5 protein-coding genes and 1 pseudogene are annotated in these 16,063 nt (G+C 56.8%); 1 reads left to right on the forward strand and 5 read right to left on the reverse strand.

From position 1 onward, the window contains the following. Positions 1–267 precede the first annotated feature (267 nt). The 5 genes and pseudogenes from HJ536_RS20280 to HJ536_RS20305 all read right to left on the reverse strand — a co-directional run bounded on the left by HJ536_RS20280 (position 268) and on the right by HJ536_RS20305 (position 6,202). Entirely contained in the window at positions 268–879 is a 612-nt protein-coding gene (locus HJ536_RS20280; RefSeq protein ID WP_177159207.1) for a class I SAM-dependent DNA methyltransferase, read from the reverse strand. A gap of 767 nt (positions 880–1,646) precedes the next feature. Next, a complete protein-coding gene (locus HJ536_RS20285; protein ID WP_177159208.1) occupies positions 1,647–2,270 on the reverse strand; it encodes a hypothetical protein in 624 nt (207 codons plus the stop codon). 704 nt (positions 2,271–2,974) lie between these two features. Continuing rightward, complete coding sequence (locus HJ536_RS20290; RefSeq protein WP_177159209.1) at positions 2,975–4,339, reverse strand: calcium-binding protein; 1,365 nt, start codon at positions 4,337–4,339, stop codon at positions 2,975–2,977. A 249-nt stretch (positions 4,340–4,588) separates the two neighbouring features. Further along, positions 4,589–5,107, reverse strand: a complete 519-nt coding sequence (locus HJ536_RS20295) for a DUF1007 family protein (RefSeq protein WP_177159210.1) — start codon at positions 5,105–5,107, stop codon at positions 4,589–4,591. Beyond that, a pseudogene (locus HJ536_RS20305) lies at positions 5,104–6,202 on the reverse strand (DUF3500 domain-containing protein). Before HJ536_RS20305 ends, HJ536_RS20295 begins: the two are co-directional and overlap by 4 nt. A gap of 1,186 nt (positions 6,203–7,388) precedes the next feature. Here HJ536_RS20305 and HJ536_RS20310 point away from each other — a divergent pair. After that, positions 7,389–16,063: calcium-binding protein (locus HJ536_RS20310; protein ID WP_338082468.1), on the forward strand; the 8,675-nt coding region annotated here is incomplete at its 3' end.

Consider the following 16,063-nt stretch of genomic DNA (forward strand, 5'->3'; position numbering starts at 1 on the left):
GTTCGATGTTTGGGTGTCCATCGTCTTACTCGTGGCTACGTTCTCCCTTGTGATATGAACAGAATTTCAGTGGGTCGATACAAAGAGCTGGAAGCAGAAAGCAGCCATCCGCCGCGCCGGTCATGAGAGTCTGTAGAGGGCCGGGAACGACGACCACTGCTGCGTGCAAGCGCACGACCCGCCGCGTCTCAACATAAGACCGCTTCGAGCCCATGTTGACCGATGCTGCGCTGAGAACCAATGGCGGCTTTGACGACTTATCCGATCTCAAACAGTATCCCTGTATCGACAGAGCCAAACCGTATGTAGACCACAAAGCTCATCCTGGGCGATGTGATCTATGATCCCGAAGCCGTGCCGGTCCAGCAGTGTGCGATATTCCTCGCAATCTAGACTGGAGTGGTATAGTGGCTCCCCCTCAAACTCACCAATTGCATCCCCGTGGCATGGTCCGCTGGTGAACATAAGCGTTGCCGCAGGCGCGGCATGCCGTTCAAACACCGGAAACATCTGGCGTTGACCATTTGGTGTCAGATGAAAACTGCTATTCCACGCCACGATGCCATTGAATTTCTTGTCCAGTTGAAGGTCACGCATATCTGAAATCAACCAGTCACACTCTGGCAAATTTCTTCGCGAAATCTCAATCAACTCTGGGGATGCGTCGATCCCAGTGACGGCGAAGCCTTTGTCAAAAAGATATTGGCCAATTGGCTTTCCAGACCCGGACCCGATATCCAAGACTGAACCGGTGGCGGGCAGTAGCTGAACGAATTTCTCAAGCCAAACTTCCTCCTGAGGCTCTGAGCCTCGAAGGCGGGCCCAAGCCTGTGCGTGTCGGCGATATAGACCTGTGATCTCATCAGCTTCTCTGGACATAGGTTAGTGTTGTCCGGCCGTTCAAAATAAGCAAGTAGATGGCTGCTTTGTCCGCACTGCGGACATTGGTCGGTTTTACAATGCTGCGCGATGCCTTGGATGGCCGCTTCGGTGAAGCTGCCCCGCAGCGATAGCTTGCCCGGCGAATGTCCGGAGAGGGCCGGGAATGACGTTTGCCTAATGTCAGTACACGCTTCTGGCGCTGCGCCGCCGCAGGTCCGCTCTCAGCCCAAACTCGACATTCGTCTCGAATTACCCCGCACGGTGAAGCGGACCTTGATCCCTAGACTATTGGACGAGCACTGTGCGGGACGAAGCCGACCTCCGCCCAAGGTCCGTTTTTGGAACGGGACAAAAACGGTTGTTTCTGCCAGTGGCAAAACGTATGAGTTCTGTCAATTCATGGGCTGAGCAGCCGGTTATTCTGCTAGTCTTCAGCAGCCTACAGTATCGCCAGTACGACCTCTTCCGTGTCGTTTACTTTCTGTGCGAGATCAGGCGGCTAACATGATTCAAGTACCGCCGAGGTATACCCAAAATTCATAGCTACGTGCGCCGCTCTCTCGAGTTCTACAACAAAGTCATAGGCAGCGACGTCGTTCTCTTCGTGAGGCATCGGTGGCCCTCTCAATGAACTCGGCTTGTTTGACGCTCCTGAAAACCGAAAGCCCGGAAATTGCTTCGCGCTCTTCCGCATGAACCCATGCAACGAAAGCTGCCTTAAAGTTATCCGGGGTAGAGCATCTGCATGAAAGCCCTGCTAAAAACTACGGTGCAGGTGGTATCGTTCCCAGATCGAATTCCTTTACAGCAAACCCACCAGTTTCAATCGAGTCAGTTTTTACTTCGCACCAGAGATACAACATAGGTTCAAGCTTCACCTTACCATTCTCGAAAACTGGATTGTCGTTCTTGTCTATTGCAAGCTTCGGCATACTCCGCAGGCAATAATATGTGATATCCATCGCACCTTCATAAACACACGTTATCTTGTTGGGTTGCGCTGGTGCCGTCACCTGATGAGACGTCATTTTTGAAAACGCTTGAGAAAATGTCAGTGACGCTGACACTGTAGCACTGACCGAAGCACTGAAAATTTTGACGTCGATGCCCGCGGTCGCCGTCACAGACACGCCGAACTGTTCTGCAAAGCCAATAGTGGACCCTTGCTCGTTTGTGTACTGCAATGACGACGTCGACACTGTGCTATGGTTGGCGAGCGACCCGACAAGACGCAACTTTTCACGTTGAACGACAAAGCACCAAAGCGACGTGTCTTTATCCACACCGATTGGAACCACTCCGGCAGGCGGACTGCCGAATATTTTCTTGCCATTATATGTTCCGATTGGAATTGTAATAGGGTTATTTGTAATGTGTGGCTTCTGCATTGGTTCATTCGCCTTACAATTAAAAGATGTAAAAAATGATTCCATTACAACCTTAACACGATTTTTTCCAAAAAATGAGCTGCTTCTTGTTTGCCGGAGACCCAAAAGTAAGGACACTGGGTCATCGGAAGGACAAAGAACGGAACACGTTATCCACAGGAACTACGCACCTGAGTGGTGCGGATGGTGCTGGAGCAAAAAAATGAAATTTAAATTGACTTGATCCAGAACCGTAGCGTGAACTCAGGTTTGGTGCGATGGCGGACAATAACCCCCTGCCAAAACTTCCCAGCCAAAAACGGTCGTTTCTGTCCGGCCCCATTGGCCTTAGCGTTTTCATGAGGTTAGCCGGGACAGAACATCATAGCAGAGTCCATGCGGTTATGGCACGTTTTTGAGCTTTTCGCGAGAGCGGCCGATCGCCGCGCTCTGCCTGAGAGGCCGCTTTCGAGAAATTGTTTCTGAAGAGCCAGATACGCTATCTGCGCATTGCTGACCTTGGACTGTCAGAAATGCTGCGGGCGGCCTCGAACTGATGGGGTGGATACCCCCTCCCTACGGCATCGCAATGTGCCAAGGTGATGTGGGTCACATCACATGAATGAGGAAGTATCCATGGAACAAGTTAGCATAAGCCCGCATTTCTATACTCAAGACAGGCTTACATAACGGTTTGCGAGGGCAGGGTGCCTGAGAATACGGCGTCAGACAGCCCACTCTTCGGCGAGCAGAGCTTCTGCTTCCATAGTCAGGATCGTGATGCTGGACCGGTAATCGCCTTGTTCGTCCAGATCGTAATGGATCACCGTGTCGGTGCCGGTTTCGCCTTCGACCGTTTCGATCCAAATGTCGGCACCGCTGATGTTGCTTTCGTCATCCAGGTAAACCGTCAGCTGGCCTGCATCGAAAATCCGGTCTTCGATTTGGATCATATCATCGGCCTCGAACGCGGTGATTGTGTCATCTCCGTCCGCGCCGAAGGTGCCGCCGGGTTCGGTAAATCCCCATTCCGCATTCTCTATGGCATAGGTCGCGCCAATCGCGCTAAAGACAAAGAGATCGGCCCCTTCGCCCCCGTCGAGCACATCATTTCCACTGTGCCCGCGCAGTTCGTCGTCGCCGGCCCCGCCGAGCAGATAATCGGACCCTCTGCCGCCCGCGAGGCTGTCCTGACCATCACCGCCATCGATCGTGTCGTTCTGGGAACCGCCGAAAAGCAGGTCATCGCCCGCCAGTCCTGAAAGCACATCGGCCCCTGCACCACCGGCGAGGGTATCGCCTCCGGACCCGCCCGTCAGAGTGTCCGCCCCCTGATCGCCCGCCAGCAGGTCATCGCCTGATCCACCGGACAGTGCGTCATTTCCCTTGTTTCCGTGCAGGTAATCGCGGCCTTTGTAGCCGAGCAGAATGTCGTCCCCGCCGCCGCCTTGCATCTGGTCGCGGCCAGAATTTCCCCGCAGTTCGTCCGATCCGTGCCCACCAAGCATGGTGTCGTTGCCGGACCCGCCGATCACCAGGTCATCCCCGTTTTGGCCCGTCAGCACGTCGGCTCCGCCATGCCCCCACAGTTTGTCATCGCCGCCGCGGCCGCTCAGTATGTCGCTGCGACGTCCCCCTGCCGCCAGATCGTTGTAACTGCCCCCGACAAATGTCACCGGAACGGAAATGGCCTCGAGAATAGTGTTGAAAGCTCTGGAGAACTTGAACCCCTCGTACCCTCGGGAATAGACCTCGATCACGCCGTCAGAGCTGAACAGGTCCGCCATGAGTGTGGCATCGCCGGCCTGAAGCGCGCTTCGCGCAGTTAGAAAAACACCCAGGTCCCAAGAGATTTCGTCAAAGAAAGCCACTTCGGGTTCGGCATCCCAAGACGAGAATTCAATCGATGTAATGGTGCCCGCCTCGGGTGTCCCGCCCGGCGCGCGCACCAGATTTTCGACATCCAGAAGAATGCTAGTCTCTCGGGGAACATCGATAACGACCTTGCCGCCCCATAGAACGTTTTTCAGGACACCGTCAGTCACGATGTCGAAAAAGAAGCTGTCTTCTTTCAGAAAGCGGATACGCATTATGTCATTCCTTGGAAATAATCCCGAGGCAGAAATGCGCCCCGCGCTTAAGTCATTCCACGGAAGTCTCCGGGCCGGGCGCGTTTGTGCCAAGGCCGGTATTCATGACCCGATTTGCGCGGCTGAATTGTCCAATCGGCACGGGTGTTTGGGTCAAATAGCATCCGTTCCTCGAGGACAGGCAATCCGCTGCGGCCTATGCGCTGCGCAAGCCATTTCACAAATGAATGCAGTGAAAGCGCGGTCTCATTAGACCGCGTCTAATTCGATCCGGTTAGTGTCGTCGAACCGAGTGATGCGGGGAGGGTTGTCGGCAAACACTCCGTCAAAGAAAAACGGCTGGATAAACCACTCCGCCCCGAGTCCGTCATAAAGCATCTCGATTTCCAGCGACCGCAGGGGCGTATTGATCGGAAAGTCTGCAGTCAATTCGATTGTACCAAGCCCCGCGGCAAGGTCCTCCAAGGGGGCAATCCGGATATCGGCGTTTATCGGAACGATCGCCGTTTCACTCCATGTCACCGACAGCGCTCCAATCACAGTGTTCCGGAAAACATCGGCCTCTGCGGGATCAATCACCCCGTTGCCATCCAGATCCAGCACAGCGCGGGTCACGTCGCCGTCAGCGGCGGACGGAACGATCCGTATTGCAACCTTGGCTTGCTCGGGCCCGATCGCGATATGGACTTGCTGATCGACGCTTGTATGAGGATGGGCGGCCAGCGGCCCTGCCAGAGCTGCCAACGCAATCGTCCAGAGTGCCCTCATTCGGCGGCGATCCACTTGATCCCGTAGTCGTTCTGCGGGTCGCGGTACATGTTGTGCGCGTGGTCGGTGGGGTCCGCGTCGATGTCTTGCGGGGCATATTCCATGATCACGGACGGCCCGGTGACACGGAAATAGGCTGCGCCAAGCGACCCTTCGGGGCCCCACCAGCCGAAATAGGTATCGTCCAGTTCCGCGCGTACCACCTCCATCTTGGCGGCAAAGTCATCGGCATTGATGAACCCGAGACGAGCGGAAATCACATCAAGCAGCATCTGCTTCTGTGCCTCGGTCAGGGTCGCGCCTTTGACGCCCTCGGGGGGCGAGGGTGGTGCCAAAGGCGCCGGGGCCGAGCAGCAAGTTGATGGGTTTGCGCCCGCGAATGGCGTCCGCTTTCTGGACGGCATTCAGGCTGTCCAGAAACGCCTGAGCGGCCACGGTTTCCTTTTCGGTGATGTTGATGGTCTGGTCATCCACATCGATCCGCAGGGGCTCCCCTCCGGTCAACATCGGCGAGAACGTCAGGTCAGGCCCGAAAATGGTCACGTTGATCGCCAGATGGTGCCCGCCAAACTGGAACATCCACGGCGCATCCTCTGCCGGGGTGCCAAGGAACGAGGCATAATAGAACTCGTCCCCGAAATTCGGCCCGCCGAACCCGTTGCCAAGGCTGTCTTCGGCCGCGAGCTGGTAAACGACGTTCTGGTAGCCTTCTTCGCTCATCACGGTTCGCAGAAGGGTGTTCAGCGCCTCCAGCTGGGTATCGGTCAGATCACCCCGCATGACGCCCTTGCGCACCACGGGGCCGTCCGGAAAATTCGACCAGTTCGAACGCTGTGTGTTGTCGGTGAACGCGAACAAAGTCGCCGCGCGCTGCTCTTCCGTCAGGCTGTCCAGAAAGGCCTTTGCGGCGGTCGTGATGGCCTTGGTCTGGTCATCTGCAGGCGGGACTTCGAAGTCGGATTTCAGTGTGATTTCAACCGGCGGGGTCTGCAAGCTGCGACCCTGCGCCGAGATTTCGCTGACATAGAACCACCCCAATGATGCGGCGGCTCCGGCAGCAAGAAGAGCGAATTTGCTGTATTGTGTAAGTGCCATGTGACGTCCTGTTCTGCGCCCATTCTACGAGAAAGGCGCGCAGTTCCGTCGAATTTTTATGAGCACGGGTTCAGAGCATGGGGCGAAGGGAGAGCTGAAAACGAAAAAAGGCGACACACAAGGGAGGAGGAGATGTGTGCCGCCTGAATTTTCCAGAAGCTGCCAGGGAGGAGGAGAGGCAGCATCTATCCCATGATCATGCCTGAATGTTATCGCTGCGACAATTATCAATGCTGCAGTGCGGCTATGTGCCTGCTGCATACCCGCAGCGGGCGGTCGGTTTTTGGGCTTTCTTCGGATTGTGAGGTGTCTGAGGAGGTCAAGGCAAACAGAGACCGAAGGGCTTTAGGGAATGCTCTATGCAGACCAGAGGTTTCCCAAGGCGCCATCGGGGCCCAAGGGGTGCGGGAGGGGTGCGGGTTGCCCTAGGCGCATTCATGTCAGCGGCAGGATCACCGCCAAGGATATTACCTCCTTTTGGGTTGCCTCGATGTAAGATCCAATGAAGGCGAGCGTAGGCTGATTATGGCTAACGTGAACATTAAGTGGGTAATGAATCCATTACCTATGGGTGTGTATCTATTCTGCCGAAATGTGAGCAATTTCTAAGAGACGAGTTTTCATTAGTTTTGATCTTTCTTTCATAGGTCCAGTTTTTCAAGGCGCAAATAGATGCCCATGATAACAATTTAATATATCAAATAGAAACAAAATCCTTCTACCGGAATTTTGCTTTAAAGTTAGCCGGCCAGACCCTTCAGAAGGTTTTGATTGATTGAATCCCCATAACTGTGTCCCATCACCGCAAAATCATTTTGGGTTATAAATATTTTACCTTACGGGAAAATTTGCGGAGCGATACATGAGCACACTTTGGGTTTACGGGTTTTCATATGTTGAAAGCGATCTGGACTCGGATCACATCTCTTATTCATACCAAGATGATGGGTCTACGATCGTAAGTGGATTTGATGTTAGCTCCGATGAAATCGATCTGCAGAGCTTCATGTGGTCCCAATACAATCTAAACGAAGATGAAAATCCTTTTTCTCAGCATCTTGCTCTGACGGAAACAGACGGGTCTTTGGTCATTCTGGCCAGCGAGACTGGTGATTTCATAAACGATTTCAGCGTATTACTTGTCCTGGAAGAAGTTTCTCTGGCCGATTTCTCCGCAGATAACTTGGTGGGCCGCTACCCGTTGGACGGTTCCAATACTGGCTATGAGATCGTAGGAACTGACACATCCGATGATCTTATAGGTTCGGCCTTTCCGGATTCCATATCTGGCGAAGATGGAGACGACTATATCAACGGTGGCGGAGGTTTCGATACAATCGAGGGGGGTGATGGTGATGACCTTCTAAAAGACTGGTCGGGCGGCGCTTTAATCGATGGGGGCGCCGGATCTGACGATGTTTATGCCAGTGCGGACACCGGGGAAACACTGATCATCAAAGGTGGCGCCGACAACGACGGGATTAGTGTCGGTGTTTTTGGCGGCAGCGCGGATATTGATGCTGGGGACGGAGACGACTATGTCAGCGTCTATGGATTGGCGAATGTCCAATCCCACTATGACTATGAAACCAATACCTATTCCTACACGGCATCCGGCGGCGATGTCACCGTCGATGGCGGCGCTGGAAATGACGTGATTTCCCTGGTCGCAGGTAACTTAAACGATGTCTCGGCCAACTTTACCGCCGACGCGGGCGAGGGAAACGACACCGTCACGCTGTCTCAGAATGCTGCAGCAACGGTCACATTGGGGTATGGCGAGGATACCGTTGTTCTGACTTGGGATCGCGACGGCTCTGACTATGATGTTGATCGCGGCGGTGTCGTAGTGACCGATTTCGTGGCTGGGGCTGGCGGCGACAAGATCGACCTGTCTGACTTCATGCCCTATCTGCCAGATACCGAGAACGGTAACCCGTTCGAAACCTACTTCCGCTTTGGACAGTCCGGTGCCGATGTGACCCTGCTGTTCAGCGCCAGTGGCGATCTCGATGGTGACAGCGAAGTCGTCCTGACCCTGCAGAATGTAACGCTGGCTGATCTGACGGTCGAGAACCTGTGGCTCAGCTATCCTCTGGATGGTTCGGCCCCTGTGGGGAATGCCGTTGTAGGAACGGATGATGGAGATTACCTCACGGGGGCCGTGTCTAGCGATACGATCTCTGGCGAGGGCGGATCTGACGACATCTACGGAAACGGCGGCGATGACAGCCTGAGCGGTGGGTCAGGCGGAGACTACATCAACGGTGGTGCTGGCTTCGATACGATCGAAGGCGGTGAGGGAAATGACTGGATCGACGACTGGTCAGGCGGCGCCTCGATCACAGGCGGCACTGGTCAGGACTACATCAATTTCTCGGCGAATGCGAATGAGACGGTCTCCGCGTCTGGCGACGAGGACAGCGATGAACTCTTCGGCGATGTATATGGCGGATCGGCGAGTGTAAGCGGTGGAGACGGCGATGATTACATCTCGGTCTCTGCAAATTCCCAGATTCTTTACCATTACGAATATGACTACTCGACCTATTCGGGAACCGAGTCCCGCGAAACTGTCGTCGGCCATGTCACCGTTGCTGGCGGCGAGGGGAATGACACCATCCGCCTGAACAACTACGGCTTTAGCGCGCTCGTCGAGGTGGATGCAGGTACGGGTGACGATACTGTTTACATCGAGGACAATAATGCCGGCGCCATCACCTTGGGCGAGGGGCGCGACACGCTCGTGATCAGCCAGAATGGTAACAACTGGAACGAGTCCGAGGATATCGGCCACACAGTTGTCACCGATTTTACGGTCGGGACCGAGGGCGACACGCTGGACATTGAGGGCTTGGTCCAAAACCTTCCCGAAGCGGCGAGTGGCAACCCTTTTGGCACCTATCTGCAGATCGAGCAGTCCGGCGCTGATGTGGTGCTCAGCTACAGTGCTTCCGGTGATCTAGAAGGCGACAGCCGTGTCATCCTGACCCTGCAGAACGTCCAGCTCTCTGACTTTACCGAGAACAACGTGACGCCGGCCTATCCGCTGGATGGTTCGACCCCGGTGGGCGAGACCCTGATCGGCACCGAGAACGGCGATTACCTCGAGGGAACCGAATTCGGCGATACGATCTCTGGCGAAGGCGGATATGACCAGATCGACGGTTATGGCGGTGATGACAGCCTGAGTGGAGGTGCTGAGAACGATTACATCAACGGGGGCACCGGTTTTGACACCATCAATGGCAGTGAAGGAGACGATGACCTGTACGATTACTCGGGCGGTGCATCGATCAACGGTGGTGCGGGTGACGACTATATCCACGCCAGTATCAACCAACGCGACACGGTCATTGCCGACGGCGGCGACGGGTCTGACTACATCGATGTGAGTGTTTACGGCGGCACTGCGCAGATCGACGCCGGTGCGGAGAACGACACGGTGCGCGTATACGGTTCTGCCGTTCTCCAAAGCGACTACGTCTATGATCCCGAAACGGGCTATGACCAGTGGAGCTACACTGCCGAAGGTGGTGAGGTCACGGTCAACGCTGGATCGGGCGATGACAGTATCCAGCTGGAGACCAGCGATTACACGGCCTTCTTTGCCGTCGATGCCGGCGAAGGCGACGATACGGTCAGCTTGTCTCAGGATGCTGCGGCAACAATCACCCTTGGTGCGGGTCAGGACAAGATTATCCTGAGCTGGGATCAATGGGTGGCCAACGTGGACAACCCGCGTCCTGGACCCGTTGTGACCGACTTTGTGGCGGGCGCGGGTGGCGACACGATCGACCTCTCGGATTTTGTCGACTGGCTTGATCCGACCGAGAACGGCAACCCGTTCGAGACCTATTTCCGCTTTGTCCAGTCGGGTGCAGATGTGGTCCTGATGTTCAGCGAAAGCGGCGATCTGGAGGGCGACAGCGCGGTCGTCCTGACCCTGCTGAATGTCGATCTGGCCGATCTGACCAAAGACAATATGGATCCGCGTTACCCTCTGGATGGCTCCGAGCCGCTTGGTGACACGATTACGGGCACCGAGGATGGCGATTACATCGAAGGGACCGGGCTTGGGGATACGATCTCTGGCGAGGGCGGATCTGACGAGATGTATGGCAATGGCGGTAACGACAGCCTGAGCGGCGGGGCAGATGGTGATTACATCGAAGGCGGCTCTGGCTTTGATACCATCGACGGCGGAGACGGTAGCGACAACCTTTACGACTGGTCGGGCGGTGCCTCGATTAACGGCGGCACGGGCGGCGACAATATCTACGCTTCGGTGAGCGCGACCGAGACTGTGATTGCCAATGGCGACGAAGGGTCTGACTCGATCAGCGTTGATGTCTACGCGGGCACGGCCCAGATCGACGGCGGCGACGGCGATGACGTGATCAATGCGAGTGTAACTGCCTCGGTCAGCATGTCCGATCACTATGACTACGATCTGGGAGGATGGGTCTACGATTACACCGTTGATCGGGGCGAAGCGACCATTCTCGGCGGCGCCGGGAACGACAGCATCAACGTTTACAATTATGGCGCCAGCGGCAACAGTACGGTGGAGGCTGGCGATGGCGATGATACGGTCTCGGTTTATGATGATGTAACGGCAGTGATCACGCTTGGCGCGGGCCGGGATACGATCTCTGTCAGCCTGAACGACGACTGGTATAGCTATGATGGGATCGAAGACTCGCCGCCGGTTGTGACGGACTTTACTGCAGGCGCCGAAGGGGACGTTCTGTCCCTGTCGAACCTTCTCATGAACCTGCCCTCGACCGAGAACGGCAACCCGTTTGAGACCTATCTGCGCCTTGCGCAGTCGGGCGACGATGTGGTGCTGCTCTATAGCGCGTCGGGCAATCTGGACGGGAACAACCGAGTTATCTTGACGCTGCAGAATGTGGCTCTGGCAGATATCACCGAGGACAACATCAGCCCCAACGTGCCGCTGGATGGGTCTACACCTGTAGGCAACTTCCTCTCCGGCACCGAGGATAGCGATTACATCGAAGGGACCGAGTTCAGCGATACGATCTCTGGGGCAGGCGGATACGACAACATCTATGGCAACGGTGGTGATGACAGCCTGAGTGGCGGGGCAGACGGCGACTATATCTCTGGCGGAGACGGTTACGACACCATCGAAGGTGGGGACGGCGGCGACACCCTCTATGATTGGTCTGGCGGCGCATCGATCGATGGCGGCGCGGGCTATGACTATATCGAAGCGACTGCGAGCAGCGGCGAGTCCCTGGTCGTCAAGGGCGGCGCGGATGACGATGAAATCTACGTTGATGTTTACGGTGGCACTGCCGAGATCGACGCGGGTGACGGGGACGATTATGTCCGCGTCTATGGATCGGCTCACATCCAATCCGACTATGACTATGAAACTTACACCTATTCCTACACGGCTTCCGGCGGCGATGTCACCGTCAATGGCGGCGCCGGAAATGACCGGATTTACCTGAACGCTGGCGATGTCTCGGCAAACTTTACCGCCGACGCGGGCGAGGGGAACGACACCGTCACGCTGTCTCAGGATGCTGCGGCAACGGTCGCATTGGGGGATGGGCAGGACACCATTGTTCTGACTTGGGACACTTACACCTATGACTACGGCGTTGACCGTGGCGGCGTAGTGGTGACCGATTTCGTGGCCGGTGCTGGCGGCGACAAGATCGACCTGTCGAACTTCATGTCCTATCTGCCGGATTCCGAGAACGGTAACCCGTTCGAAACCTACTTCCGCTTTGTACAGTCCGGTGCCGATGTGACCCTGCTGTTCAGCGCCAGTGGCGATCTGGACGGTGACAGCGAAATCGTCCTGACCCTGCAGAATGTCACTCTGGCGGATTTGACGGTCGAGAACCTGTGGCTCAACTATCCGCTTGATGGTTCGACGCCCCAAGGCCTGAACGTGACCGGGTCCGAAGGGTACGACTATCTGACGGGCACCGAATTTGCGGACACGATCAACGGTGCAGGTGGCTATGACGACATCTACGGCAACGGCGGTAATGACAGCCTGAGCGGTGGGGCCGATGGCGACTACATCAATGGTGGTGCCGGTCTGGATACGCTGGATGGCGGCGATGGTAGCGACAGCCTCTACGACTATTCGGGCGGCGCTTCGATCATCGGTGGCGCGGGCGGTGACTATATCCGCGCGAATGCGGCCCAGAATGACGAGCTGACTGTCGATGGCGGTGCAGACGACGATACTATCAATGTCGAAGCCTATGGCGGGACGGTGGTCCTGGATGGCGGGGACGGCAACGATACGATCACGGCCGAACTCTATGACTATTCCAGCTATTATGGCTACGACGACGCGGAAACCGCCGAGGTTACTGTGCGTGGTGGTGAAGGCGACGATGTCATCAACATCACCGGGTATGGCGAGCTCGTAAATCCGACGGTTGATGCGGGCGCAGGCAATGACTCGGTTGCGATCCGCGATGACTATCTGGCCCAGATTACTTTGGGCGAAGGTCAGGATGTGATCGCGCTCAGATGGGCGGGTTACTCCTATGAAAATACCTCACCCACGGTGACTGATTTCACTGCGGGCGAGGGCGGAGATGTCGTTAGCCTGTCCGATTATGTCTCCGGACTGACGCCCACCGAAAACGGGAACCTGATGGAGACCTATTTCCGGTTCGTCCAGTCGGGCAGCGATGTGGTTCTGGTGTTCAGCGAGGACGGCGATCTAGAGTCCCAAAGCCGCGTGATCCTGACCCTGCAGAATGTCGATCTGGCCGATCTGACTTCCGCGAACCTTTATCCGCCCTATCCGCTGGATGGGTCCGAGCCGGTTGGCCTGCAGCTGACTGGCACGGCCGATGGCGACTATCTGGTGGGGTCCGAGTTCAACGACACCATTGATGCTGGCGATGGCGACGATGGCGCTTATGGCTCGGGTGGCAACGACAGTATCAATGGCGGTGCCGGACTTGACCAGATCTATGGCGGCGAAGGGGACGACACCATCGACGGTGGTGACGGTGCCGACGACATCAATGGCGAAGCCGGTTACGATGTGATCGACGGCGGCGCTGGCGACGATTACATCAACGAGAACGAAGGCGGCGCAAGCATCGTTGGTGGCGCAGGAAACGACACTGTTTCCGCCAACGTCTCGCGCGGTGAGGCTCTGTTTGTCGATGGCGAGGCTGATCAAGACCGTATGTATATCTCGGTTTACGGCGGCTCGGCCGAGTTGCTTGGCGGGGATGGTGAAGACTACATCAATGTCACCGCTAGCGCGTCCTACACCTATCTTGGTTGGGACTACGACACTAACACTGAGCAGTACGAATACATCGGCGGGGACGTCACCGTCAGCGGTGGTAACGGCAACGATGAAATCTCTCTCTCGGCAGATGATACCTCGGGCTATGTGACGGTCGATGCTGGCTCCGGAGACGACACTGTCTCGGCCTATCAGAACGTCGCGGCGATCATCACCTTGGGGGATGGGCAAGATACCATCGCGCTGGATTGGGAACGCTACAACAGCTACGGCGAGGATCGCGGCGCGCCGATCGTCACCGACTTCGAAACCGGTGCTGGCGGCGATAGTGTCGATATTTCTGGCTTCTTGTCCTACTTGGATACCTCGGGAACAGGGAACCCGATGGAAGTTTACTTCCGCTTCGTGCAGTCGGGTGATGACGTCAACCTGCTATTCAGCGCAAACGGCGATCTGGATGGCGACAGCGAAGTCGTGCTGACCCTGCTGAACGTCGCAGTCGAGGACCTGACGACGGACAACCTGAGCCCTGCCTTCCCGCTGGATGGCAGCGCAATGGTCGAGATCGCGGGCGACATCACCACAGATGCATCGATCGAAGTGGGCGGATCCGTGTTCTCTTCGCTTGATTGGATGGGCGACCGCGATTGGTTCAAGGTCTATCTGGAGGCCGGAAACAGCTACAGCTTCAGCATGGAGGGTTCCCCCAGCGGCGGCGGTACGGTCAGCGACAGCTACCTGTGGCTTTATGATGCCGCTGGCACCCTGATTACCCAAAATGATGATGGCGGCTACGACGTCGATGCCCTGATCGAGGGCTTTACGCCGAGCGAAAGCGGATACTATTTCATCTCCGCGGCGGGTTATCATGATGGCGAGACAGGCACCTATACCCTGCGCGTCATTAATGATGGAACGCTCGAACCGTCGGTCATCGATGGCTACGAAGATAGCGAAGTTATCTACGGCACCAACCGCGATGACACCATTCGCGGGCATGGCGGTGACGACACCATCTACAGCTATGAGGGGAATGACAGTATCCTTGGTGGCGAAGGTGATGACTTCATTAACCCCGGCGACGGCAACGACACCGTTCTAGGCGGCGCGGGCAACGATACCCTCGAATTCGAATGGGGTAGCGCGACCATCTTCGGCGAAGAGGGCAACGATACCATCTACGGTGAGCCATATATTACCGAAGACGCTTATCTCGATGGTGGTTCCGGTGACGATGACATCACCTTGCTGGCCGATATCGGAGGCATGGGCACCGTTATCGCGGGGGATGGCGATGACATCGTTCGCTTCGGCGTCGGCAGTGCGATCCAGATCAGCCTTGGTGCGGGTCAGGACACTCTGCTGCCCGGCGTCTGGCCGGAGCAATACGGCTATGGCGAGGGTGGCTCCTGGGCCACTGTGACAGATTTCGAGGCGGGCGCTGGTGGCGACATCATCGACCTCAGCGAATTCATCTCCTACCTCGGTCTAGATCCGGAAGCCGTCCATTTTGGCACTTACTTTGCGCTGGAACAGCAAGTGGACGGGGTTGCCGTTCTGCTGGGGCAGACCGGCAATGTGGCCACCGACAGCATCATCGTCATGGTGCTCGAGGGCGTGGAGTTGGCTGACCTGACCGCGGATAACTTCGCACAGCCGCTGCCTTATGCAGAGCTTGAAAACATGCTCCCGGCTGTTGGTACAACGCTGTCTAATCTGATGGCGACCGAGGACAGGGCGTTCAGCTTTGCCTTGGCGGCGGATGCGTTCACCGATGCGGATGACGTGCTGGATTACACCCTGACCAAGGCAGATGGCACGGCGGCGCCGTCGTGGATTACCCTTAGCGCGGATGGAACCAGCCTGACCGGCACCCCGCCCGCGAACTTCACCGGTAGCGTCGATCTGAAGATCACCGCCGCTGATGAGGAGGCCAGCGTTAGCCAGACCTTTACCCTGACCGTGACCAACGTGAACGATGCGCCCACGGGGGGCGTCTCGATCAGCGGGACTGCGGTGGAGAATGGCACCTTGACCGCGACCACGTCTTCGCTGAAGGACGCGGATGGTCTGGGGACCTTGTCCTATGCCTGGCTTCGGGATGGCGTGGCGATCTCTGGCGCGACGGCCTCGACCTACAAGCTCGGCGATGCCGATGTGGGCAAGGGGATCAAACTGCAGGTGAGCTACACCGACAAGAACGGCACCAAGGAGACGGTGACCAGCGTGGCGACCTCGGCTGTGACCAATGTGAACGACGCGCCCACGGGTGGCGTCTCGATCAGCGGCACGGCGGTGGAGAACGGCACTCTGACCGCGACCACGTCTTCGCTGAAGGACGCGGATGGTCTGGGGACTTTGACCTATGCCTGGCTGCGGGACGGCGTGGCGATCTCTGGCGCGACGGCCTCGACCTACAAGCTCGGCGATGCCGATGTGGGCAAGGCGATCAAGCTGCAGGTGAGCTACACCGATGGCAATGACACCAAGGAGACGGTGACCAGCGTGGCGACCTCGGCTGTGACCAACGTGAACGACGCGCCCACGGGTGGTGTCTCGATCAGCGGGACTGCGGTGGAGAACGGCACCTTGAG

Origin of the sequence: Donghicola mangrovi, assembly GCF_013377535.1 — a bacterium.
Lineage (GTDB): Bacteria > Pseudomonadota > Alphaproteobacteria > Rhodobacterales > Rhodobacteraceae > Donghicola > Donghicola mangrovi.

What these genes read in the sequence shown, in the direction of transcription:
- HJ536_RS20280 (WP_177159207.1), bottom strand. Translation starts at nt 879, where the DNA reads ATGTCCAGAGAAGCTGATGAGATCACAGGTCTATATCGCCGACACGCA.
- HJ536_RS20285 (WP_177159208.1), bottom strand. Translation starts at nt 2,270, where the DNA reads ATGCAGAAGCCACACATTACAAATAACCCTATTACAATTCCAATCGGA.
- HJ536_RS20290 (WP_177159209.1), bottom strand. Translation starts at nt 4,339, where the DNA reads ATGCGTATCCGCTTTCTGAAAGAAGACAGCTTCTTTTTCGACATCGTG.
- HJ536_RS20295 (WP_177159210.1), bottom strand. Translation starts at nt 5,107, where the DNA reads ATGAGGGCACTCTGGACGATTGCGTTGGCAGCTCTGGCAGGGCCGCTG.